Source organism: Gordonia sputi NBRC 100414 (assembly GCF_000248055.1).
Classification (GTDB): Bacteria; Actinomycetota; Actinomycetes; order Mycobacteriales; family Mycobacteriaceae; genus Gordonia; species Gordonia sputi.
In genome coordinates this window covers 93,363-114,889 of the sequence record NZ_BAFC01000025.1, presented here as the reverse complement: position 1 = coordinate 114,889, position 21,527 = coordinate 93,363, and the positions used below count along the sequence as shown (strand labels likewise).

The 21,527-nt window shown below is 65.7% G+C and carries 23 protein-coding genes; 17 read left to right on the top strand and 6 right to left on the bottom strand.

Annotated elements, in window-relative coordinates:
• Positions 1-27: 27 nt before the first annotated feature.
• Both GOSPT_RS04500 and GOSPT_RS04495 read left to right on the top strand, forming a co-directional pair.
• Positions 28-411, top strand: a complete 384-nt coding sequence (locus GOSPT_RS04500) for a nuclear transport factor 2 family protein (protein WP_005203410.1) — start codon at positions 28-30, stop codon at positions 409-411.
• Positions 412-632: 221 nt separating this feature from the next.
• Positions 633-1,364, top strand: a complete 732-nt coding sequence (locus GOSPT_RS04495) for a DUF1206 domain-containing protein (RefSeq protein WP_005203409.1) — start codon at positions 633-635, stop codon at positions 1,362-1,364.
• A 52-nt stretch (positions 1,365-1,416) separates the two neighbouring features.
• Here the strand turns inward: GOSPT_RS04495 and GOSPT_RS04490 are convergent, their stop codons facing one another.
• A complete protein-coding gene (locus tag GOSPT_RS04490) occupies positions 1,417-2,070 on the bottom strand; it encodes a hypothetical protein (protein ID WP_005203407.1) in 654 nt (217 codons plus the stop codon).
• Positions 2,071-2,260: 190 nt separating this feature from the next.
• Between GOSPT_RS04490 and GOSPT_RS04485 the strand changes: the two genes are divergently transcribed.
• The 6 genes from GOSPT_RS04485 to GOSPT_RS04465 all read left to right on the top strand — a co-directional run bounded on the left by GOSPT_RS04485 (position 2,261) and on the right by GOSPT_RS04465 (position 6,123).
• Positions 2,261-2,845, top strand: a complete 585-nt coding sequence (locus GOSPT_RS04485) for an HAD family hydrolase (RefSeq protein WP_005203405.1) — start codon at positions 2,261-2,263, stop codon at positions 2,843-2,845.
• Entirely contained in the window at positions 2,845-3,096 is a 252-nt protein-coding gene (locus GOSPT_RS24505; RefSeq protein WP_005203404.1) for an HAD hydrolase family protein, read from the top strand. The genes GOSPT_RS04485 and GOSPT_RS24505 overlap by 1 nt, the downstream gene beginning before the upstream one ends.
• Before the next feature lie 74 nt (positions 3,097-3,170).
• Positions 3,171-3,470, top strand: a complete 300-nt coding sequence (locus tag GOSPT_RS04480) for a YiaA/YiaB family inner membrane protein (RefSeq protein WP_005203402.1) — start codon at positions 3,171-3,173, stop codon at positions 3,468-3,470.
• A gap of 274 nt (positions 3,471-3,744) precedes the next feature.
• Positions 3,745-4,290: a DUF6611 family protein gene (locus GOSPT_RS04475; protein WP_245548689.1), complete on the top strand. Its 546-nt coding sequence runs from the start codon at positions 3,745-3,747 to the stop codon at positions 4,288-4,290.
• Between the two features lie 59 nt (positions 4,291-4,349).
• The gene (locus tag GOSPT_RS04470; RefSeq protein WP_005203399.1) at positions 4,350-4,877 is read left to right on the top strand and encodes a hypothetical protein; all 528 of its coding nucleotides are present in this window, start codon (positions 4,350-4,352) and stop codon (positions 4,875-4,877) included.
• A 205-nt stretch (positions 4,878-5,082) separates the two neighbouring features.
• Positions 5,083-6,123: an NAD(P)-dependent alcohol dehydrogenase gene (locus GOSPT_RS04465; protein ID WP_005203397.1), complete on the top strand. Its 1,041-nt coding sequence runs from the start codon at positions 5,083-5,085 to the stop codon at positions 6,121-6,123.
• 10 nt (positions 6,124-6,133) lie between these two features.
• On the opposite strand, the gene GOSPT_RS04460 is transcribed toward GOSPT_RS04465, so the two are convergent.
• The gene (locus tag GOSPT_RS04460) at positions 6,134-6,991 is read right to left on the bottom strand and encodes a D-hexose-6-phosphate mutarotase (protein ID WP_005203395.1); all 858 of its coding nucleotides are present in this window, start codon (positions 6,989-6,991) and stop codon (positions 6,134-6,136) included.
• Positions 6,992-7,051: 60 nt separating this feature from the next.
• Between GOSPT_RS04460 and GOSPT_RS04455 the strand changes: the two genes are divergently transcribed.
• Positions 7,052-7,597, top strand: a complete 546-nt coding sequence (locus GOSPT_RS04455; protein WP_005203393.1) for a YceI family protein — start codon at positions 7,052-7,054, stop codon at positions 7,595-7,597.
• Positions 7,598-7,604: 7 nt separating this feature from the next.
• On the opposite strand, the gene GOSPT_RS04450 is transcribed toward GOSPT_RS04455, so the two are convergent.
• The gene (locus tag GOSPT_RS04450) at positions 7,605-8,960 is read right to left on the bottom strand and encodes a flavin monoamine oxidase family protein (RefSeq protein ID WP_005203390.1); all 1,356 of its coding nucleotides are present in this window, start codon (positions 8,958-8,960) and stop codon (positions 7,605-7,607) included.
• Between the two features lie 117 nt (positions 8,961-9,077).
• On the opposite strand from GOSPT_RS04450, the gene GOSPT_RS04445 reads away from it, so the two are divergent.
• Genes GOSPT_RS04445 through GOSPT_RS04430 form a run of 4 tightly spaced genes read left to right on the top strand, consistent with a single transcriptional unit; the run spans position 9,078 to position 14,903 of the window.
• Positions 9,078-10,856 (top strand): AMP-dependent synthetase/ligase, encoded by a 1,779-nt coding sequence (locus GOSPT_RS04445; RefSeq protein ID WP_005203387.1) that lies wholly within the window; start codon positions 9,078-9,080, stop codon positions 10,854-10,856.
• Positions 10,857-10,892: 36 nt separating this feature from the next.
• The gene (locus GOSPT_RS04440) at positions 10,893-12,032 is read left to right on the top strand and encodes an acyl-CoA dehydrogenase family protein (protein ID WP_005203386.1); all 1,140 of its coding nucleotides are present in this window, start codon (positions 10,893-10,895) and stop codon (positions 12,030-12,032) included.
• Between the two features lie 58 nt (positions 12,033-12,090).
• Positions 12,091-14,277, top strand: a complete 2,187-nt coding sequence (locus GOSPT_RS04435; RefSeq protein WP_005203384.1) for a 3-hydroxyacyl-CoA dehydrogenase NAD-binding domain-containing protein — start codon at positions 12,091-12,093, stop codon at positions 14,275-14,277.
• Positions 14,274-14,903, top strand: coding sequence for a TetR/AcrR family transcriptional regulator (locus GOSPT_RS04430; RefSeq protein ID WP_005203382.1), 630 nt, complete (start codon positions 14,274-14,276; stop codon positions 14,901-14,903). Before GOSPT_RS04435 ends, GOSPT_RS04430 begins: the two co-directional genes overlap by 4 nt.
• Positions 14,904-14,930: 27 nt before the next feature.
• On the opposite strand, the gene GOSPT_RS04425 is transcribed toward GOSPT_RS04430, so the two are convergent.
• Together GOSPT_RS04425 and GOSPT_RS04420 are read right to left on the bottom strand one after the other, a co-directional pair.
• Entirely contained in the window at positions 14,931-15,356 is a 426-nt protein-coding gene (locus GOSPT_RS04425) for an HIT family protein (RefSeq protein WP_005203381.1), read from the bottom strand.
• Positions 15,353-15,757, bottom strand: a complete 405-nt coding sequence (locus tag GOSPT_RS04420; RefSeq protein WP_005203380.1) for a DoxX family protein — start codon at positions 15,755-15,757, stop codon at positions 15,353-15,355. The genes GOSPT_RS04425 and GOSPT_RS04420 overlap by 4 nt, the downstream gene beginning before the upstream one ends.
• A 79-nt stretch (positions 15,758-15,836) precedes the next feature.
• Here GOSPT_RS04420 and GOSPT_RS04415 point away from each other — a divergent pair, with 79 nt between their 5' ends.
• From GOSPT_RS04415 to GOSPT_RS04400, 4 genes are all read left to right on the top strand, one after another.
• Positions 15,837-16,457 carry a TetR/AcrR family transcriptional regulator gene (locus tag GOSPT_RS04415; RefSeq protein WP_005203378.1) on the top strand — a complete coding sequence of 207 codons (621 nt, stop codon included), beginning with the start codon at positions 15,837-15,839 and terminating at the stop codon, positions 16,455-16,457.
• A gap of 69 nt (positions 16,458-16,526) precedes the next feature.
• The gene (locus tag GOSPT_RS04410; protein WP_005203376.1) at positions 16,527-17,633 is read left to right on the top strand and encodes an ABC transporter permease; all 1,107 of its coding nucleotides are present in this window, start codon (positions 16,527-16,529) and stop codon (positions 17,631-17,633) included.
• A 102-nt stretch (positions 17,634-17,735) separates the two neighbouring features.
• On the top strand, positions 17,736-18,800 hold the full coding sequence (locus tag GOSPT_RS04405) for an NAD(P)H-dependent flavin oxidoreductase (RefSeq protein WP_039854742.1): 1,065 nt from the start codon (positions 17,736-17,738) through the stop codon (positions 18,798-18,800).
• A gap of 494 nt (positions 18,801-19,294) precedes the next feature.
• On the top strand, positions 19,295-20,146 hold the full coding sequence (locus tag GOSPT_RS04400; protein WP_005203371.1) for an SHOCT domain-containing protein: 852 nt from the start codon (positions 19,295-19,297) through the stop codon (positions 20,144-20,146).
• A gap of 39 nt (positions 20,147-20,185) precedes the next feature.
• Here the strand turns inward: GOSPT_RS04400 and GOSPT_RS04395 are convergent, their stop codons facing one another.
• Positions 20,186-21,493: a competence/damage-inducible protein A gene (locus GOSPT_RS04395; RefSeq protein WP_005203369.1), complete on the bottom strand. Its 1,308-nt coding sequence runs from the start codon at positions 21,491-21,493 to the stop codon at positions 20,186-20,188.
• Positions 21,494-21,527 lie beyond the last annotated feature (34 nt).

Here is a 21,527-nt window from a genome sequence, read left to right as displayed (position 1 = left end):
ATCGACCATTCATCAACAGGAGCTCGAATGTCGCCCACTGACAACACGTCCACCCGCGCCTTGGCTGCGTTCGACCATCTCGTTGCCGCGTTCGCCTCCAACGACGAGGCCGCCTACTTCGGATGTTGCGCCCCAACAGCACGATTCGTGTTCCCGGACACTCCGGAGGTCGCGCTCGGCGTTGAAGAGTACCGAACGCTGTGGCGTGGTTGGCGTTCGGAGGGATGGCGCGTCGAGAAGTGTGTCAGCACCGAGCGCGATGTGCTCATCGTCGGTGATGTTGCCATCGCGACCCAACGGGTGTCGACGACTCTCGGTGACGGAACCGAACTCAGCGAGCGAGAGACGGTGGTCTTCGACCTCGCGGCCTCACCGCGTCCGCTCGTCGTGCACGAGCATCTCTCGGCGTGATGCACCCATCCCGTCGAGCCGGGTGTTTTGCCGGTTTTACCGTGCGGTGAAAACCACCCCGGTCGACACGTTACGATTCCCCGTGGACGCGGGTTGGCTGACTCGCGAATCGACTGAATTACTGACGGGCGGCGATCATCATCCCTACACATACGGGTAAGCAGGCCGTCCGAGAAGCGACGGACTCCGGTTGGTTTGAGGCGCTTGCGCGCGGCGGGCACGTGGTGAGCGGTCTGCTGCACCTGTTGATCGCGTACATCGTGCTGAGGCTGGCGTTTGGCGATGCGGGCAATGCCGACCAGTCGGGGGCGCTCGGAATCTTTGCGTCGTCAACCGGCGGTCGAATTGCCTTGTGGCTCGCGGTGATCGCCTTCGTGGCGATGGCGCTGTGGCGGATTGCCGAAGTCATCATCGGTCCGCACCCGGCGAACCCGAAGGCCGACGACGATGACGGTTGGCTCGACCGCGCGAAGGCGGGTGCACTCGCGGTTGTCTACTTCGCATTCGCCTGGACGGCAGCGCAATTCGCTTTGGGGCACGGCCAGTCGAGTGGCCAGCAGAACGCCGGTATGAGCGCGCGGTTGATGGGTTCGGGCTTCGGAAAGTTCGTGCTCGTCGTGGCTGGAATCGTCATCATCGCTGTCGGCGCCTATCACATCTACAAGGGTGTGACGAGGTCGTTCTTCGACGATCTGACCATCGACAGCAACCCTGTCGTGAATGTCACCGGCATCGTGGGATATACGGCGAAGGGGCTGGTACTGGTCGGCGCGGGAGTTTTGGTGATCGTCGCGGCGATCACGGCCGATCCGGCGAAAGCCACCGGCGTCGACGGTGCGGTGAAAACCGTTTCGGGATGGCCGGCCGGACAGTTCTTCTTGGTGCTGGCCGCGATAGGCCTTGCCGCGTATGGCATCTACTGCTTCGTCATGGCGCGGTACGCGCGAATGTGACGGCTAGGCCCCGACCTCCCGCAGGGGAGGCCGGGGCTCGGCGTCGGCGGTGCTATCGCGGAGTGTTGGCGCGAATGCTGTTGATGATCTTGAGGAGTTCGCCGCGCTTGGACGGCGGTCCGTCGAGCTGGGCGAAGGCGATGCCGGCCTCGCCGTCCGCGGTGTGGAACACGTGGGCGACTGCGACGCGGACCTTGCGAACGCCATTGAGGGTGCCGGATTGCTCTGCGTACCAGGTGGTGTCGTCGACGGCTCGCCACGCTTCACGATCGACACGCACCTGAGAGGTGACGCGCTTGACGTCGGTGGTGGTGCACCGCGTCGCGGCGCACTTCTGGTAGGCCACCACGCCTCCGGCCGCAGTCGTCTTCGAGGTGTTCTCCTCGAAACATGTTGCCTCGCCGGTGGCCGAGACAGCCGACGATCCGGCGCCGCACGACCAGTCATCGGGAATGCCGAAGGTGTACTCGATGCCCGCGAAGTCGTCGGAGATGACGTACGGACGATCCGCCGCGCTGAAGTTGCTGCCCTTGACCGGTCCCGTGCCGCCGTCGACGCCGCGCATCGGTAGCGACGGGTAGCGCCCATCGGTATCGGCGTGGGCGTTCGACGCGACCCCCGCGGTGGCGAGGAGTGCCGCGATACCCGCGAGCAGGGCAAGCATGATACGTCGGATGGCGGTTGTACGGAGCGGTGTGGTCTTCACGTTCTCGGGTTCCTCTCGGGGGCTTCTCGTAAGCAAGTACCGATTGGATGCGGCCGGACCCAGAGAATGTTCCGCCCGGGTTTGCGGTACCTGACTGTGACACCGAACTGGGACACCGAACTGGGACACCGAACTGGGACACCGAACTGGGACACCGAACTGGGACACCGAACTGCCACAATGGAGCACGATGTCCACCACGATTCCGCCCGTCCCCGCTGACCTGCGCCTCGTCGTCACCGACCTCGACGGCACCCTGCTCGACGACGCCAAGCACATCCCCGACGACCTCTGGCCGCTGCTTGACGAGCTGACCAGCCGCGACATCGTATTCAGTCCGGCCAGCGGACGGCAGGCCGCGACCCTGCTCCACCAGTTCGGGGAGGCGATACCCGGGCTGATCGTGATCGCCGAGAACGGTGCGGTGGTGGCGCGGCAGAACGAGATCCTGCGGTCACAACCGCTTGCCCCGAGTACCGCCGACGCGGTCCTCACGCGCGCACGAGCGCTGCAGTCCGACGGCGCCGACATCGGGGTCGTGCTGTGCAGCCCGGAGATCGCCTACGTCGAGCGGTCCGATGAGCGGTTCCTCGAACAGATCCGCCCCTACTACTACGCGAACACCGTCGTCGACGACCTCGCCGCCATCGACGCCGAACTGGTCAAGGTGGCGGTCTACGACTTCGACGGAATCGAAGACTCCACCGCCCCGCGATCTCGGCACTGCAGATCGATGCCGAAGTCGTTGTGTCCGGACAACATTGGCTCGACGTGATGACCCGCGGCGTCGACAAGTCGCAGGCCGTTCGGGCAGTGCAGAGTCGGCTCGGTATCAGTCCGGCGCAGACAATGGTCTTCGGTGACTACCTCAACGACCTCGGGATGCTCGGCACCGCCGACTGGTCGTACGCGGTTGCCAACGCGCACCGCGACATCCTCGACGCCGCGCGCTACGTCGCGCCGTCGAACACCGACAACGGCGTGGTGCGAACACTCCGCGCGGCACTCGACGCGGCCGACTCCTGACCGCCCAGAACACTCAGGGCAACTGCGTAGTTCTGCGCATCCGCCGCGCCTGCCGCCGCTGAGACCGTTGTCACATGTCGTCCTCCAACGAAGTCCCCCAGACCGTCACCACCGCAGCCTTCTTCCTCCAAGCAGCCATCGCCTTCGCCGTCAGCCTCGCCACCGCGTGTGTCGGCATCCTCTACCTCCCGATCGACCCCTGGCAGCGCGGATTCCTCGGCATCACGCTGTTATTCCTCACCTCCAGCACCTTCACGCTCGCGAAGGTCGTCCGTGACCGCCAAGAACTGACCACGGTCCGCGCCCGCATCGACGAAGCCCGCGTCGACAAACTCATCGCCGAACACGACCCCTTCAACCGGGTCGCCGGATAATCCGCACCCCACCCGTCAACAATCCTCCCGACCGCCCCGGCGTCACTCGACGACTCCGGGGCGGTCTCTTGCGTGCCCACCGCCAGCAACCCAACTGTCAGCATCTCGTCAAGGCTGTTCGACGCCGCGTCAAAGTCTCGTCAAAGACCCGTCAAGACACTTCCCGACGCCGAGCGCGCGGCGTAGCACTATCGGAATGACGACGATGAGTTCACACGGCTCTGAGGGATTGGGTACTGAGGGATTGGGTACGGGGGGATTGAGTACGGGGCGATTGGATACGGAAACAACGGGTTCCGCGATCATCGACCGGCTCGCCGAGGGCCCCGCGGTGTGGGGATCGTTCAGCGCGGGCGCCGGGCGCTACGGCGTGTGCCGCTACCGACTTGTTGTGTTCCCGCCCGGAATCAGTTCGATGCAGCGTCGACGTCTGCGCCTCTGGCGTGGCTGGCCGGTCTGGGGCCTCGTCGCGTGGCTGGCCGTGGCCGTCGGTCTCAGTTCCCTCGGCGCGTCGGGTACGACGGTCCTCGTAGTGGCCACCGCCGTGTTGGTGGTCTCGGGTGTGGTCGCGCGACGCACCGCGGGAACCCTGCCCAGCGCCGTACGCACCGTCGACCTGACCACCATTCCGGGATACAACGTCCCCGAGGGAATGCCGACTCCCAAGTCGATCGCCGACACTCTTGCCGAACTGCGTTCCGCTGACCGGCGATTGGAGCGAGGTGCGATCAATCCTGTTGAGCACGAGCTCATCTGGCAGCGCGTCCACGACTCCATCCCGCCGCGACGCCGTCGACTCCCGAGAATGGCACGCCGATGACCCGGGCGATCCGTAACTCATCCCACATCACGCTGTACCGCAGACCAGGAGGAGATCTCATGACCATCGCGATGGAACGTGCCGCGCGGCTCTCGCGTCACCACGTCGCCGTCCGCACGTTCGGGCCGATCAACCCCGACATCGCAGCGGCATTGGGCGACAACGGAGTGCACGTCGACGCCGAGCCGTCTCCGGAGTCCCGAATCGGATTGATCCTGGTCGACGGAGGTTCGATCAGGAGGTCGACGTCGCGCTTCGGCCTCGACACGCTGGCGCGCCCCACGCGGGCACTGCGCAACGTCGTGGTCTCCTCGCTGACCGACCTCGTGCTCGACACCGACGTCGACCGCGTCCTCGTGGTCTGCACGCCGGGACTCGAGCCGACGGAACCGGTCATCTTCAAGCACTGGTTCGGCCAGGTGTGCGCCGACAGTTGGTATCACCTGACAATGAGCGGCGGACTGCCCGCACCGTCGATCACGTCGAAGTTGTTCTCGGACAGGGCATCGTGCGACTACATTGCCAACGCGGTGACGTCGTGGTGCGGGCAGGCCGAGCATCGCGCAGAGGCACGGCCGTGGCAGTGACCGCGTGGCTGCGCAGTCGGTGGTCGATGAGTTCGTCGGCGCGCGATCGAGCGCGGCTGGCCGCGTGCCCGCTCGGAGTGCTCGCCCCGCCGACGAACCCAGCACGCCGTGGCGCCACCCCTCATATGCGCCGTTCGTGATGGGAGAGTAAACCTGAGGTCAGGGAGGGGTCGGGGAGTACACCGATCCGAAAGGCAGTTGACCGATGAAGGCCGTCCAGATGGTCAAATCCGGAGCCGAACCCGAGCTTCGCGACGTTCCGAAGCCCACGCCGGGTCCGGGTCAGGTGCTCGTGAAGGTCACCGCCGCAGGCGCGTGCCACTCCGACGACTTCGTGTTGAACGCGCCGGAAGGCGCATTCCCGTACCCTCTCCCGATGACCCTCGGCCACGAGGGTGTCGGCGTGATCGCCGAACTGGGACAAGGGGTTTCGACGGTCAGTGAGGGGACGGCGGTCGCCATCTACGGCCCGTGGGGTTGCGGAGTCTGCCACTTCTGTTCGCAGGGCCTGGAGAACTACTGCTCGCGGGCAGCCGACCTGCAGATCACGCCACCCGGCCTCGGACACGACGGCGCCATGGCCGAATACGTCGTCGTCGACGACCCGCGGCACCTCGTCCCCATCGGCGACCTCGATCCCGTCACCACGGTTCCCCTGACCGACGCCGGCCTCACGCCCTACCACGCGATCAAGCCGTCGCTGAGGAAGCTAGTCGGCGGCTCGACCGCCGTCGTGATCGGCTCGGGCGGCCTGGGACACGTGGCCATCCAGATGTTGCGGCACCTCACCCCGTCGCGTGTCATCGCACTCGACGTCACGCAGGAGGAGCTCGACTTCGCCAAGCAGGTCGGTGCGCACGAGGCAGTGCTGAGCGACGCCGATGCCGTCGAGAATGTCCGCAAGATCACCGGAAAAGACGGCGCGACAGCCGTTTTCGACTTTGTCGGATATCAGCCGACCATCAACACGGCGATGGGTGTCGTCGGCACGATGGGCGACGTCACGATCGTCGGGCTCGGCGACGGCAAGGCTGCGGCGAGTGTTGGCTTCTGGTCACAGCCCTACGAGGTGTCGGTCCGCACGCCCTACTGGGGTGCCCGTGCGGAGCTGATCGAGGTCCTCGACCTCGCGCGCGACGGCGTCCTCGACGTCGCGGTGGAGTGGTTCAGCCTCGACGATGGCGTTGCGGCGTACCGCAAGCTCGCGGCCAACGACCTGCGTGGACGCGCCGTCGTGGTGCCGTAAAGCCTGAACGTCACTCCAGAGCGATCGTCTGCCACATCTCGACGGTCGCGCCCGCAGCGACGGTGATCAGATCAGGCCCGGCGTTGGCCGTCTCGACGCACACGAACTCGCGCCAGTGCGGCCCGACGTCGGCCATTCCGGATGCGACGTCGGCGCCGGGGTTCCACACGACGGCGGTCCGCGCGCGATCGCCGGTCACCCGGATGGTCCGGCCACGACCTGGGTCGACCAGCCGGTAGGTTCCACCCGCATCGGGGTAGAGCCGGTCGCTGCGCGGCACGTCGTCGGGAAGGCGCCAGTCGCCGTCCTGCGTCTTGACCTGCAGGTCGTCGAACTTGTCCTCGTACGACTTCCCCGAGAGTCCCTCCACGTGCACGTCGGTGGCATCCGAGACGCGTAGGTAGTTGTGCAGCGCCTCGGTCAGTACCGCGGGTTCGTCGGAGAGATTGGTGGTCCGCACACCGATCTCCAGCGTCGCGCCCACACGCACGGTCAGTTCCAGGCGCAGCGTGAGTCGCTCGAGTCCCAGGGGCGCGAGCCGCACCTGCGTCACGTCGTCAGCAAGAACCTCGGAGTCCACGACCTGCCACGTCGCGGTGCGCGCGTAACCGTGCGACGGGACGTCGCCGGTCTGGTTCTCCTTCCCGAAATACGGCCAACACACGGGAATGCCACCACGTATGGGCGTCGGCGGCGTTGCGGCCAGGGGCGACACCCACAGCACGTCGTCGGCTCCGGTCGGACGGTAGGAGAGCACCTGCCCACCGAAGATCGAGATCGCCGCGGTGGCGTGCGGCGAAGTCACGAGCCACGCGTCGAATCCGTATGCTGTCCCGCGCTCGACTCCCTGGCTTTCCGATGCAGTCACATCGACAACCTTGGCACAGGAGAAGCGCCTAGGGTGGTCGTCGACACTCGAGGAGGCGCAATGGCGCAGGAGTCCTGGCAATTCGGCCCGGCCAACGGGACGCTGACCCTACACACCGGTGTGACCGGTCCGGCATCGCGAACCGGCCACCGATTGACCATTGAGATGCAGCAGTGGTCGGCGACGGTCACCCTCAGCGACGGCGTGCCGTCCGACGTGTCCGCCTCGATCGACGTCGACTCGCTGACCGTCGTCTCTGGTGAGGGCGGGGTCACGCCGCTGACCGGACCGGAAAAGTCCCTCGCCAGAAGCAATGCACTCAAGTCGCTCAACGCGTCAAAGTCGCCGACGATCACCTACGAAGCCGCGTCGATCACGACCATCGAGGCGGGCTATCGGCTGGACGGGACGCTCTCGATCAACGGCAAGCAACGTCAGCATCCGCTCGACGTCGAAGTGGCCGACGAGAAGCGCACCGCTACAATCGAAACCACAGTCTCCCACCGCGACTTCGGGCTGAAGCCGTACTCGATGATGATGGGTGCGCTCAAGGTCGACGACGAAGTGCGCGTGACCATCAACGTCGAACTGCCGTCAGATGACTGAAAGGTCCTCAGCGCGACCATAGTTCGGCGACCTGCACGTCACGCCCGAGAATGTTCGACGCCGCCCTGCGTCCCGACTCGAGCGCAGCGGTGACCGTTGCCGGATCGTCGGTCCACGTGGCCTCGCCCGCCAGATGCACGACGCCACCGCCCAACGGTGTCGCCAGCAGGTCGTGGTCGGCTGTCGTCGAGCCGACGGTCATGTACGCGTAGGACCCATGGGCGAAAGGGTCATCCTGCCAACGGGTTACGTCGATGCGAGTCGGCTCGGGCACGGCATCGCCGTAGATCTCGCGCAGCGAGCCGAGGACCGACGCCGCGATCTCCTCGTCGCTCCACTCGCGCACCGCGCGGGCGCACGGGCCGGCCGCGAAGGTGAGTAGCGTCGGCTCGCCGTGAAGGGCCGAGAGGTCGTACCAGGAGTGCCACCACTGAGCGGCCGGTCCCTGTCGGCGAATCGCATACACGCCTTCATCCCAGAACTTCGACCCGAACCGCAGGAACACCTTCTCGAACGCATTCATCTCCAGCCGATCCAACGCTCCCGCAACAGGTTCCGATAGTGGCGGATCAAAGGTCAGCGTGCCGGATTTGAGCACACCGACGGGTACTGTCACGACGACGCGTGCGGCCGACGTCTCCTCGCCTGCGGTATCGATCACGGTGGCGCCGTTCTCATCCCAACGGATCTGGGCGACAGCACGATTGAGTGTCACTGATAGTCCATCGCCTAGGCGGGTGGCGAGCTCGTCGTAGCCGTCGGGAAACACGACTTCGTCGCCGTCCGTCTCGTCGTCGTCGAGTCCATGCGCATCGAGATCGTCGATCCACACGCCGTACTGCTCTTCGGTGCGGTGACGTGCGAACTCCCGAACACGCTGTGCGCGTGCATCATCCCAACCGAGAGCGGCGAGCGTCTCTTCCGTCGCCTCGCCATACGACACTCCGGCGCCGATCTTTGCGACGAACATCGACAACGCGTCGTCGAAGGCATGCACGTCGGCAGCGAAGGCGGCAACGGCGTCGTCGTCGAGTCGTCTGCCGTCGGGGTCGTAGTAGGCGATCGGCCGACTGTCGGGTTGGTAGCTGCCGACAGTGAATTCGACGGTGCGCATGCCGAAAGCCTCGGTGACGGCGTGTAGCGGGGCGTCGTTGATCCCGTGAATCCACGAGGCGCCACGATCGGTCACCGTCCCACCCGATCGATCGCTGTGCACGCGTCCGCCGATCCGGTCGCGGGCTTCGAGGACGGTGACCCGCCTGCCCGCGCCTGCGAGTAGTCGGGCGGTGGTCAAACCGGCGATTCCCGCGCCGACGACGACGGTGTCGTAGTCGCGTGACGATCCGGCCCGTGGTGTCTGCATGAGATCGGTCTACACCGCGACGCGAGGCAGGGCCACCGCAGCGTCGACCTGCTTATTGACATCCCGCCAATGAGCCTCGATGATTATTGGCGCGACGCCAATAGAGTGAGGACGACGATGACCGGTACCCCGAAGCAAGACACCCTGTGCACGCATTTTCAGCGGCGTGTGGTCGACCACGCGGATCGGGTGGCCATCCGCACCGCTGACGGCGCGACGTCGTTGACCTGGGCGCAGTACGGTCAGCGCGTACGTGCGGTGGCCGCGGGACTCGCCGCCCTCGGGGTCACGCGCGGCGACACCGTCGGCATCATGCTCACCAACCGACCCGAGTTCCACGTCGTCGACGCAGCGGCGATGCACCTCGGCGCCGTGACGTTCTCGGTCTACAACACCAACGCCGCCCCGCAGATCGCCTACCTCTTCCACAACGCTGAGCCGTCGGTCGTCATCACCGAGACGCAGTTCCTCGAGAGGATCGTCGAGGCGGGTGACGGCTCAGCAGACGTCGTGGTCGTCGACGCGCCGAACGGCACGGCGGGCGTGACCACACTCGCCGAACTGATCGCCGCGCCCGCACCGGCCGACTTCGACTTCGACGCCGCCTACCAGCAGGTCGAACGCTCGGACGTGCTCACGCTGATCTACACGAGCGGCACCACCGGCAACCCCAAGGGCGTCGAACTCACGCACGCCAACCTGCTCTACCAACTCGAGGTGATCACCGATGTGATCGGCGACCTCTCCGACGGCCGCGTCATCTCGTACCTGCCCGACGCACACCTCATCAACCGGTGGATCTGCCAGTACGCGCCCATGTACTTCGGCATCACGGTCACCGACCTCGCCAACACCAAGCAACTCGTCGAGGCTCTTGGCGAGGTTCATCCGACGTTCTTCGTCGCCGTTCCGATACTCTGGTACAAGATCAAGGGCAGCATCGAGACGACGCTCGACGCCGAGCCGGGAATCAAAGGCGCACTGGCCGCGTGGGCTCTCGCAGCAGGCAAGAAGAAGGCTGCGGCGACGGTCGGCGGGCGGCGACTCGGCCTGCGCGATACCGTCGCCGCTGCGATCGCCGACAAGCTTGTGCTGTCGAAGCTACGTGCAAAGCTCGGCATGGACTCGCTCGTCGCCGCAGTCTCCGGTGCCGCGCCGGTCGACGTCGCGGCGCTGGAATTCATGCTCGCACTGGGCATTCCGGTGATGGAGGCGTGGGGCATGTCGGAGACGTCCGCGGTCACCACGGTCAACCCGGTCGCCCGACCGCGGTACGGAAGCGTCGGTACGGCCATTCCGGGCACCGAGGTGACACTCGCGTCCGACGGTGAGGTCATGGTGCGCGGCGGCGGTGTGATGCGCGGCTACCGCAACGACCCGGAACGCACCGTCCAGACACTCGACGCCGACGGCTGGGTGCACACCGGTGACATCGGGACTCTCGACGCTGACGGCTTCCTGACGATCGTCGATAGGAAGAAGGAGTTGATCATCAACTCCGGCGGAAAGAACATGTCACCGTCGAACATCGAGGGCGCGCTCACTGCGGCCAGTCCACTGATCGGCAGCGTCGTCGCTATTGGCGACAACCGCCCGTACGTGTCGGCCCTGATCACCCTCGACCCCGATGCGGTGGTCGCAATCGCGCAGAAGGCAGGCATCGTCGACGCCCGACCAGAAGTGCTCGCACTACACCCGACGATCCTGGGCGCCATTGAAGACGCAGTAGCACAGGCCAATTCGCGGCTCAGTCGCGTCGAACACATCCGCGCGTGGCAGGTGCTGCCGACGTACTGGGCTCCGGGTGGCGACGAACTCACGCCCACGATGAAGCTGAAGCGTTCGCCGATCGCCAAAAAGTATGCCGACGAGATCGACGCGCTCTATCAGCGCTGAACGCGCTCCCGACCAGCACCACGAAGGCAGACCACGATGACAAACGATCTGACAACCGAACTCGCCGACCTCACCGCGCTCGCCCGCGAGTTCTTCACCAAAGAGGTTGCGCCGCGCCACGAGGAGTTCGCTGCGGCCGGTCAACCCGACCGTGCGCTCTACCGTCGCGCGGGCGAACTCGGTCTGCTCGGTATGTCGATCCCCGAGGAATATGGCGGTGGCGGAGCAACATTCGCGCACGAGGCCGTACTCTTCCGCGAGCAGGCCCGCGGGGCAGACCTCTCCATGCAACTCGGCGTGCACTCCGGGATCGTTCCCCACTACCTGCTCTCGTACGCGAACGAGGAACAGAAGAAGCGGTGGATTCCCAAGCTCGTCTCGGGTGAGTGGATCGGTGCCATCGCCATGACCGAGCCCGGTACCGGGTCGGATCTGCAGGCCATCAGCACCCGTGCGGTGCGGGACGGCGACGAGTACGTCATCACGGGCGCAAAGACTTTCATCTCCAACGGCGCCACATGTGACCTGCTGATCATCGCGGCCAAGACCGACCCGGAGCTCGGCGCCAAGGGCGTCTCACTGCTGGTCGCCGAAGTCGGCGACAACCCACCGGGTTTCGAGCGTGGACGCAAGCTCAAGAAGATCGGCCAGAAGGGCCAGGACACCACAGAGCTCTTCTTCGACGGCCTCCGCGTGCCCGCGACACATCTGCTCGGCGGCACGGAGGGCACCGGCTTCGTCCAACTGATGCAGCAACTCCCGCAGGAGCGGCTGATCGTCGGCGTCGCTGCGCTCGGCGTTGTCGAGGCAGCGTACGAGCTTACGCTCGAGTATGTGCGTGAGCGTCACGCCTTCGGTAAACCGCTTTTCGCACTGCAGAATACGCGCTTCGAGCTCGCCGACATCGCCACCACCGTCGAGGTGATGCGCGCCTTCGTCAACGATGCCATCGACAAGCACGTGCGCGGCGAACTCGACGTCAAGGGCGCCGCCATGATCAAGCTGTGGTGTTCGGAGCAGCAGACGCAGGTCGTCGACCGCTGCCTACAGTTGCACGGCGGCTACGGCTACATGGAGGAGTACCCGATCGCGCGGCTCTTCGTCGACGGGCGCATCGCGAAGATCTACGCGGGAGCCAACGAGGTCATGAAAGACCTCATCGCGCGCAGCCTCTGACTCTGCACTCTCTAGCTCGGCCAGCGATCTGATTCACACACTCACGAAGGCGAAACCCTTGACCGACTTCACCACTCACACGTCCGGCATCATCGGTTGGGACGTCGATGCGGACCGCATCGTCACGGTCACCATCGACGACAAGACCCAGTCGACCAACACGATGACCGACGACATGGCCGCGGCTCTGCGGAGCGTCGTCGAACGCCTTGAGCGTGAGAAGGATTCGATCACCGGCGTGATCATCGCGTCGGGCAAGGACACGTTCTTCGCCGGCGGCGACCTCAACCTGCTGATGACCGCCGGGCCCGATGACATCGAAGCCATCTCGGCGGGACTCGACCACTACAAGGAGACGTTCCGCCGACTCGAAACCCTCGGCAGGCCCGTGGTCGCGGCGATCAACGGCACAGCACTCGGAGGCGGATTCGAGGTCGCGTTGGCGGCGCATCGTCGAATTGCCCTGGACGCCAGAGGAAGTCTGCTCGGCCTCCCCGAGGTCACGTTCGGGGTACTGCCCGGCGCCGGCGGCGTGACGCGCGTCGTGCGCATGCTCGGAGTTGTCGACGCGATGCTCAACGTGGTCGGCCAAGGGCAGCGGATGAAGCCGCGCAAGGCGTTACAGGTCGGGGTGATCGACGAGGTCGTCTCCACCCGGGAAGAGATGTTCGACGCAGCGCGTGCCTGGATCAAAGACAACCCCGACGCCACACAACCGTGGGACCGCAAGGGATTTCGCATTCCGGGTGGCGCGCCGTCGTCGCCCGCACTGGCAGCACACCTGCCCGCCTTCCCCGCAACTCTGCGTAGGCAACTCAAGGGCTCGCCGATGAAGGCCCCGATCTCGGTGCTGGCGACCGCAGTCGAGGGAGCGTCGGTCGACATCGACACCGCCTTCACCATCGAGACGCGCTACTGCGCGCGACTGATCTGTGGTCAGATCTCCGCCAACATGATCAAGGCGCTCTTCTTCGACCTGGGCAAGGTCAACAAGGGAACCGCCCGCCCCGCCGACATCCCGGTACGCAAGGCCACCAAGGTCGCCGTCCTCGGCGCGGGCATGATGGGCGCGGCGATCGCGTACGTCGCCGCGAAGGCAGGAGTCGACGTCGTGCTGCGTGACGTCACAATCGAAGGCGCGCAACGCGGCAAGGACTACTCCCGGCGAATCCTCGACGCCAAGGTCGCCAAGGGTCGCCTCGACACGGCGGGACGCGATCGAGCCCTCGACCGAATCCTGGCCACCGACAACATCTCCGACGTCAAGGGCGCCGACCTCGTCGTCGAGGCCGTGTTCGAAGACGTCGAGCTCAAGAAGAAGGTTCTCGCCGAGGTCGAGGGCTACGTGTCCGACGATGCCCTGCTCGCGTCGAACACCTCGGCGCTGCCCATCGCCGAGATGGCGGGTGCGGTGACGCGACCCTCCGACGTGATCGGTCTGCACTTCTTCTCACCGGTCGACAAGATGCCGCTCGTCGAGATCGTCGTCGGAGAGCAGACCTCGGACGAATCACTCGCTCGTGCACTGGATTTCGCGAAGCAGATACGCAAGACGCCCATCGTCGTGCAGGACACATACGGTTTCTACGCCAATCGGGTCATCGCGAAGTTCGTCGACGAGGCGCTCTCGCTCGTGGCCGAGGGCATGCACCCCGCGAGCGCCGAACAAGCTGCGCTGCAGGCGGGTTTCCCGGCAGGAGCATTGACTCTGTTCGACGAGATCAACATGAAGACCATCGCGAAGATCCGTGCGGGATTCATCGCCGACGCCGGTGCACGGGGCGTCGACTTTGTACCCAGTGCGTCGTATCCGTTGGTGGACAGGATGCTCGAGGAGTTCGATCGTCCGGGTCGCCTGGAAGGTAGAGGGTTCTACGACTACGACGGCCCCGGTGGACAGCGACTCGGACTGTGGCCGCGCCTCGCGGAGCTCTACACGAGATCTGACGTCGAGATCCCGTTCGACGACGCAAAAGAGCGGATGCTCGTAGCCGCGGCCCTGGAGGCATTCGCCTGCTACGACGAGGGCGCCATCGGGTCGGTGGCCGAGGCCAACGTCGGCTCGATCATGGGTATCGGCTATCCGGCGTGGACCGGTGGTGCACTGCAGTACATCAATCAGTATCCGGGCGGGTTGGAAGGATTCGTCGCGCGCGCTGACGAACTCCGAGCGCGCTACGGTGACAGATTCGTCGTCAGTGACGCGCTACGTGCCCGTGCCGCAGACGGCAGCGAGCTTGTGTGACAACATCACACACTGTGACCACCGCAGATGAACCGCGTTGGCGCAGGCTCGGCCCCGACGCCAGGCGTAATGAAATCCTGGCCGTCGCCATCCGGATGTTCGGTGAGCAGCCCTACGCGACGGTGCAGATGGCCGAGCTCGCCCGCGAAGCCGGAGTGGCGCGCGGGCTGCTGAACCACTACTTCGGCACCAAGCGCGACCTCTACGTCGAAGTCGTGCGCGCCATGATGATCGTGCCCGAGATCGACACGGTCACTCTGCCGGGCGGCACACTGCGGGAACGAGTCGAGGCCTCGGTTGATTGGCTGATGACTGTCCTCGACACTCACGGAAAGACGTGGCTGGCGGTCGGCGTCGAGGGGATCGGTGACGATCCGCAGATCGCGGCGATCCTCAACGAGGCCGACGATCGCGCCGCGCAGCGCGTGCTCGACGCGATCGGGTTTGTCGGGACGGGCCGCGAGCATCGGGCGGCACTCGCGGTGTTCCGGAGCTGGGGCGGCATGATGAAGGCCACCGCACGTGAATGGGTCGATCGAAAGACGCTCTCCCGCAAGCAGGCTCGCACGATACTCATCGAGACACTCGTCCCGCTCGCCGAGCGGGTCATGTCGGGTTCTGTCTGAACTCGCAACGTCTCCCAGTGGTTCCTCTCAGCGCAGCGCCGTTGCCAACGTCTCGGCGTATTCCGTCATGACGGTTCGATCACCCGCGACGCCCGGTTGCCACGGCAGTGACAGGCGGTCGACGCTCCTGTCGGCGTAGCGCGGGATCACGTGGAGGTGGAAATGGAATACCGTCTGCCACGCGGGAGCCTTGCAGCAGTTGAGCAGGTTCACGCCGTCGGCGCCGGCGTTGTCGACCATCGCCCGCGCGATCCGCTGTGCCTCGAGGGTGGTCGCGGTCAGATCGTCAGCGCCGATGTCGAGTAGGTCGGTGCTGTGCTGCTTGGGGATCACCAGCAGATGGCCGTCGTTGGCGGGGTTGATGTCCATGAATGCGTAGGTCGATGCTGTTTCGGCGACCTTCACACTGGGTATCTCACCTGCGACGATGCCGCAGAAGACGCAGTCGGTCATGACTTGCGGGCGTCCGCGTTACTCGCACCGACGCCGCCCCCGTAGAGCGCTGCTGCGATCAGAGCCGGCTGGAAGAACAGCCGGATCAGTCGCTTGCGATCGGTGTCGAGTCCGAACGCGTCCTTGTGCTCGACGTACTGCGCGATGTTGCCGGGGAAGATCGCGACGTAGAACAGCGCGAGCAGGATGCCGATCACGCGCTTGTGCTTGGGCAATGCCAGAAACGACGCTCCGAGGCCGATTTCGGCAACGCCTGACGCGAGCACGGTGACGTCGGTGTCGATGGGAAACCAATCGGGAACCTGCGCCTGGAACTCGTCGCGCGCGACGGTCAGGTGGGTGATTCCGGCGAAGGTCATAAATGCGCCGAGGACGATTCGGACAAGGGTGCGAGGTGACATGAAATCGAGCCTAACGCCGCTGTCATGTGCGGAGCAATGAGTAGACTCATTTATGAGTCCACTCATTATTGGAGGTGACATGACCCCCGACGCGGCGACCGCCGACGGTAGGCGCGCCCGCAACATGCGCGACAAACAGGACCGCATCTTCCGCGCGGCAGCCGATCTGTTCGCCGAACGTGGCTTCGAGTCGGTGTCGACGGGGCAGGTCTCCGACCGCGCCGACGTCGCGGCGGGCACGGTCTTCCGCTACGCGTCGACCAAGGGTGAGCTACTTCTGATGGTGCTCAATGAGGAGTTGCGCCGAGCACTCGACGTCGGCGCGGCATCGGCGGCGTCGACAACCGACACGGCCGAGGCGATCTACGAGATGGTGCGTCCTCTGCTCGAGTACGCCCGCGCCAACCCCGAGAACGGCAATGCCTACCATCGGGAACTGCTCTTCGGTGGTTCCGATGATCATTACCGCGCAGCGGGACTCGCATTGGTTGCCGAGCTGCAGGAGCGGATCGCGCAGAGACTCGTTGCCGATTCCGGTGACGACGCGGTGGCAGACAGGGCAACGCTCACAGCCAACATGATCTTCGCTGTCACAGCACTCGCGATCGCCCGTGCGTCGACAGGCGCGCATTCGGATCGTGATCCGTTCGAGGATGTGCGCACCCAGGTCGGCATCGCGGTCGACGGCTTTCACGCGTAATCAGCTCGTACACAGAACTTCTCGTCCGTTCTCGATAGTTCCGTCCACGAAACCTTGAGGTAGTCATCCATGCTCCAGACTGAAGCTGAGCCGTTGTCATTCGGTGCGAAGTACCGACGCTTGCTGTTCGCCGTCGTCCTACTCGGTGCACTCACCCAACTCGGGCTGGGTGCCTTTTATCTCGGCGTCGGACATTCACCGTCGCCGCGGAACGTACCCATCGGAATTGTCGGACCCGAGCAACAGACGCACAAGCTCACTGCCGCAGTGGAAGCCGACGGCAAGTTCGATGCTCGATCCTATGAATCCATGGACTCGTTGCGCGCCGCGATCGTCGATCGGGAGGTCGACGGTGGGCTGGAGATCACGCAGCAGGGCATTGTGCCGGTAGTGGCGAGTGCCGGCGGTGCGCTACCCGCGACCGCGCTGAAAGCTGTTGCCTCAGAGGCCAATGTGAGCAATCAACTCCCGCAAACGCTGGCGGTCGATGTCGTCAAGCTCTCCGAAGACGACATCAACGGTGCGTCGATCGGCTATATCCTGCAGGTGATCTCGCTCGGCGGCAGTATCGCGTCACTGGGCCTCGGACGGCTGATGCCGCGAGTGCCGCAGTCGTTGCGGCGTGGGTTCGGCCACGTTGCGGCGTTGGTTGCCTACGCCGCGGTGTCGGCCGGGATCGTGCTCCTGTTTTCCTGGTTCTACGGCGTCGGCAGCTCCGCGGACCAGTGGCGACTCTTCGGCACGTACACCCTGATCTCGTTGGCCATCGCGGGCTCGACTGCCGGTCTGGTGACGCTGTTCGGGCCGATCGGATCGTTGGCGGGCGGCTTCTACTTCCTCGTCGGCGCGACGCTGTCGGGTGCGTCGATCCCGTGGAACTTCATGCCGACCTTCTGGGCGAAGCTCGGAGAATGGCTACCCACCGGCGGTGGTGCACAACTGATTCGCAACTCGTTGTACTTCCCGGAGGCGGGGTCGGGGACTGCGCTGCTCTGCCTCGGGCTCTACGCCGGACTCGGCACGGTGACGGTGCTGATCTGGAACATGTTGGGTAACAGAAGCTCTCGCACCTCGGCCGTCGACGTCGACATCTTGTACCCGATCACGCACGAGCACCACCACCAGGATGGCGATCACGAGCATCGTCACGAGGCTGGTGAGTCGGCAACCTCCTGACCACGGCGCAGTTCATGGTTCCCAGACGGGGCCGCGCTGAGTAGCCTCGACGGTGGCGGCGGTCGAATGATCCGCCGCAACTCGTACGACGGGAGCGTGCAGATGCCTGACAGCGCAGAGGTATTCGACCTGATGAGCCTGCGTGTGCCGATCGTCGTCGCGCCGATGGCAGGCGGTCCGTCGACGCCTGCGCTGGTGATCGCGGCTGCGCAGGCGCAGGCCGTGGGCTTTCTGGCTGCGGGCTACAAGTCGGTCAACGCACTTGCGGGCGAGATCGACGAGGTCGTCGCGTCGGGTGTGGGCGCCTACGGTGTGAACCTCTTCGTGCCGGGCGGACCCGCTCGCGATCTGGCTGCAGTGCTCCGCTACCGCGACGAGTTGGAGCCGGTCGCGCGACGGTACAACGTCGACGTCGGGCCCGTCGTTGAATTCGACGACGATGCGTATGCGGACAAGGTTGATCTGGTGATCTCCCGACGAGTTCCTTTGGTGTCGTTCACATTTGGGCTTCCGGGCGAGAGCGTCGTCGACCGTCTCCACGGCGCCGGAATCGCAGCGGTTGCCACAGTGGCCGATCCGATCGACGCGAAAGCTGCTGCCGCGCAGGGGGTCGATGCACTCTGCGTGCAGGGGTTCGAAGCCGGTGGGCACCGTGCGACCCTGTCGACGACGGCGGAGCCTTCGCAGACGTCCACGATCGAGTTGGTGCGTGAGGTCGCCGAACTCGTCGACATCCCGATCATCGCCGCCGGCGGGATCGCAACCGGCGCACACGTCGACGCCGCGCTGGCCGCCGGTGCCGTCGCGGTGCAACTGGGTACCGCACTCCTCGACAGTGCGGAGGCTGGCACCAAGCCAACTCACCGTGCAGCACTGCGCAATTCACGGTTCACCGAAACCGTGGTGACCAGAGCGTTCTCCGGGCGACCGGCGCGTGCGCTGCGCAACGAGTTCACCGATCGCTACTCGCCACTCGCCCCCGCTGAGTACCCACAGCTGCACCATCTGACGAGTCCACTCCGCTCGGCCGCAGCTCTCGCCGGCGATCCGGAATTCCTCAACCTGTGGGCCGGGACGTCGTTCCGCGACAGCGACTTCGGCCCCGCCGCCGAGATCATCGCGCGCATCTGGTCGCAGACCGCCGCCGCGCGCGGGTTGGGCAGCTGAGCGGGTCTGGTTGTTGCGCGGGCGGTCGGGCCGGCAGGAAGTAGGGGAAGGGTTCTTTCCGCGGGTTCTGTGCGTTTTCTCGAGTTACTTCGCGGGGAAGGGTGTGAGACTAGGGGAAAGTGTGTTTCCCCTAGTTCCTGCGACGCGGGCGGATGGCGTCGTCGGGCGGGCGCGGCGCGGGCCGGCAGAAGGTCGGGGGAAGGCTGCGCGCGGTCTGGCAGAAACTAGGGGAAGGATTCTTTCCGCGGGTTCTGTGCGCTTTCTCGAGTTACTTCGCGGGGAAGGGTGTGAGACACGGGAAAGTGTGTTTCCCCTAGTTCCTGCGGCGGCGGACCACTCTTCCCCCACTTCCTGCGGCGGCGGACGACCCTTCCCCCACTTCCTGCGGCGGCGGGTTCGCGCCCGCCCCGACGCCCGCGCACGACGCCCACCCCGACGCCCGCGCCGACGGGCACTACGCTGTAGGCGACATTCCGCTGACGAAAGAGCACACAATGGAGCCAGGCGTCACTGCTGAGGCACAGCAGGTCATCTCCGATATCTCCGCGCGCTACGGCCTCTCGCAGGACGCGGTCGTGGCCATGCTCTACGCGGTCAACTCGGGTGGGGGCACGATGGCCCAGTTCAACATTCCCGAGCTCGGCGGCTCCGGGCAGTGGATGCGCGGCGGCATGACGATGGTCGGCGACATGTTCAACAACGGCCTCAAGGCCCGCGTCGACGGTCTCTGCAACGAGCTCGCCCAACTGCTCAACACCACCCAGGTGTTCCCGCCGGCCGCGACGACCAGCACACCGTTCGGATACTCAGCCCCCAACACCTGGTGGCCCGCCGACCTGGGAGTACCCAGCTCGTCCGGAGGTCAGAACGACTCGCGGTATGCGGTGTTCCCCGCGACCCGACGCCTCGCGACCCAGGTGAACGGCGTGGTTCGCGTCTTCGACACCGGCGAGCACCAGATCGGCGGCGTGCAACAGCAGCAGAGCGGACCGCCCGGGACGGTCAGCTTCACGAGCCAGTTCGGCACCTTCGACACCACGAGTTTGCGAGAACTCGGCGTCAACGACGTCGCCGCGACACCGACCGCGGCCCCGGAACCACGCCACGCGGCACCAGAACAGTTCGACGCCGCGCCGCAGCAGTTCGACGCCCCGCCGCAGTTCGACAGCCCACCGCAGCAGTACGCCCCGGTGCCAGACAGTGCCCCGCTCGCGACGTCGTCCGGGCCCGCAGGATCGGACGCGATCATCGCGGCGATCGAGCAGCTCGCCGGTCTGCACCAGCGCGGAATCCTCTCCGACGACGAGTTCTCCGCGAAGAAGGCGGAACTGCTCGGCAGGCTCTGAGGCCGAACCTCTGAGCTCGAACCTCTGGGCTCGAACCTCTTACGACGACGCCCCCGCAGCGCGCAGCGCGCCGGCAAGAAGATGGAACGCGATCGTCGTCGACCGTTCGCGCACGGCCGCCCGGTTGCCCGGGAGGTGCAGTGTGCGGGTCAGTGTCGGCCTGCCCGCGACGCCGATGCCGAAACAGACTGTGCCGACGGGCTTTCCGGGTGTCTCGCCGCCGGGTCCCGCGATGCCGGTGGTAGAGATCGCGGTGTCGACGCCCAGGCGAGCCATGACGCCCTCGGCCATCGCGGCCGCAACCGGTTCGCTCACGGCACCGAATTCGTCGAGCGTCGCCGCCGGTACGCCGAGGCTGTTGATCTTCACCTCATTCGAGTACGAGACGACGCCGCCCTGCACGTACGCCGACGATCCCGCTCGATCGGTGAGTCGGGCGGCAACCATTCCGCCGGTGCATGATTCCGCCGTGGCGATCAGTCGCCCGGCCAGCAGTGCGGCGACCTGGTCGTCGATGGTTGAACCGTCGGTGGAGAAGGTCTGAGTGGGATACAGCTCGGTCAGAAAGTCGGCGAGCGCGGTGTAGTCCCGGGCGGCAGAGGTCGGGTAGCGCGTGACGATTTCGAGTTCGCCGCGTCGTAGGCAGGTGGTGATCTCGAGCTGATCGAAACCCGGGACGCGGCCGGGTGCGGCGCGCAGTCCCTCGGCCAGGTCGGCTTCGGGCAGTCCGAACATGCGGATCGTGTCCTGGCGCATGTCGGGGTGACTGGCGACGGCGTCGACGATTGGTGGTGCCGTGATGGCGTTGGGCCACATCGCCTGCAACTCGGCAGGCGGCCCGGGAAGGACGAGGACAGCGGGTAGCCGACCGCGGGCGCGCGGGTCCTCACCTGCGGGCACGGCGACTCCCGGGGCGGTGCCTGTCGGTGGAATGGGTTGTGCGCCTTGCGGAATCATTGCCTGTTTGTCGATGCCCGCCAGGGTTGCGGCGCTGGCGGATTCACTGCCGCCGCGGCCCTGCCACCGTCGGATGATGTCGGCGATGTGATCGCGGAGCGGTTCGTCGAGTTGCAGTGGTCGACCGGTGAACTCGGCGACGGTGGCCACGGTGAGGTCGTCGGCGGTGGGGCCGAGTCCGCCCGTCGTCACGATCAGGGATACACCCTCGTCGGCAAGAAACCGTAGCTGGGCGGTGAGGTCTTCCGGCCGATCGCCGCAGATGGTGATGTGGGCGACGTCGACGCCCATCGCGAACAGTTGCTCGGCGACCCACGGGCCGTTCTTGTCGGTGATTCGTCCGGTCAGGACCTCGGTCCCCGTCACCACGATGCCCGCTCGTACCGTCACGGGCCAAAGCCTATCGCTGAGGCGACGACCGAGG

Coding starts and splice junctions, on each gene's coding strand:
- GOSPT_RS04425 (WP_005203381.1), bottom strand. CDS start 15,356: ATGACCGACTGCGTCTTCTGCGGCATCGTCGCAGGTGAGATACCCAGT.
- GOSPT_RS04405 (WP_039854742.1), top strand. CDS start 17,736: ATGCCTGACAGCGCAGAGGTATTCGACCTGATGAGCCTGCGTGTGCCG.
- GOSPT_RS04445 (WP_005203387.1), top strand. CDS start 9,078: ATGACCGGTACCCCGAAGCAAGACACCCTGTGCACGCATTTTCAGCGG.
- GOSPT_RS24505 (WP_005203404.1), top strand. CDS start 2,845: ATGACCCGCGGCGTCGACAAGTCGCAGGCCGTTCGGGCAGTGCAGAGT.
- GOSPT_RS04465 (WP_005203397.1), top strand. CDS start 5,083: ATGAAGGCCGTCCAGATGGTCAAATCCGGAGCCGAACCCGAGCTTCGC.
- GOSPT_RS04455 (WP_005203393.1), top strand. CDS start 7,052: ATGGCGCAGGAGTCCTGGCAATTCGGCCCGGCCAACGGGACGCTGACC.
- GOSPT_RS04420 (WP_005203380.1), bottom strand. CDS start 15,757: ATGTCACCTCGCACCCTTGTCCGAATCGTCCTCGGCGCATTTATGACC.
- GOSPT_RS04400 (WP_005203371.1), top strand. CDS start 19,295: ATGGAGCCAGGCGTCACTGCTGAGGCACAGCAGGTCATCTCCGATATC.
- GOSPT_RS04415 (WP_005203378.1), top strand. CDS start 15,837: ATGACCCCCGACGCGGCGACCGCCGACGGTAGGCGCGCCCGCAACATG.
- GOSPT_RS04485 (WP_005203405.1), top strand. CDS start 2,261: ATGTCCACCACGATTCCGCCCGTCCCCGCTGACCTGCGCCTCGTCGTC.
- GOSPT_RS04410 (WP_005203376.1), top strand. CDS start 16,527: ATGCTCCAGACTGAAGCTGAGCCGTTGTCATTCGGTGCGAAGTACCGA.
- GOSPT_RS04450 (WP_005203390.1), bottom strand. CDS start 8,960: ATGCAGACACCACGGGCCGGATCGTCACGCGACTACGACACCGTCGTC.
- GOSPT_RS04470 (WP_005203399.1), top strand. CDS start 4,350: ATGACCATCGCGATGGAACGTGCCGCGCGGCTCTCGCGTCACCACGTC.
- GOSPT_RS04480 (WP_005203402.1), top strand. CDS start 3,171: ATGTCGTCCTCCAACGAAGTCCCCCAGACCGTCACCACCGCAGCCTTC.
- GOSPT_RS04440 (WP_005203386.1), top strand. CDS start 10,893: ATGACAAACGATCTGACAACCGAACTCGCCGACCTCACCGCGCTCGCC.
- GOSPT_RS04500 (WP_005203410.1), top strand. CDS start 28: ATGTCGCCCACTGACAACACGTCCACCCGCGCCTTGGCTGCGTTCGAC.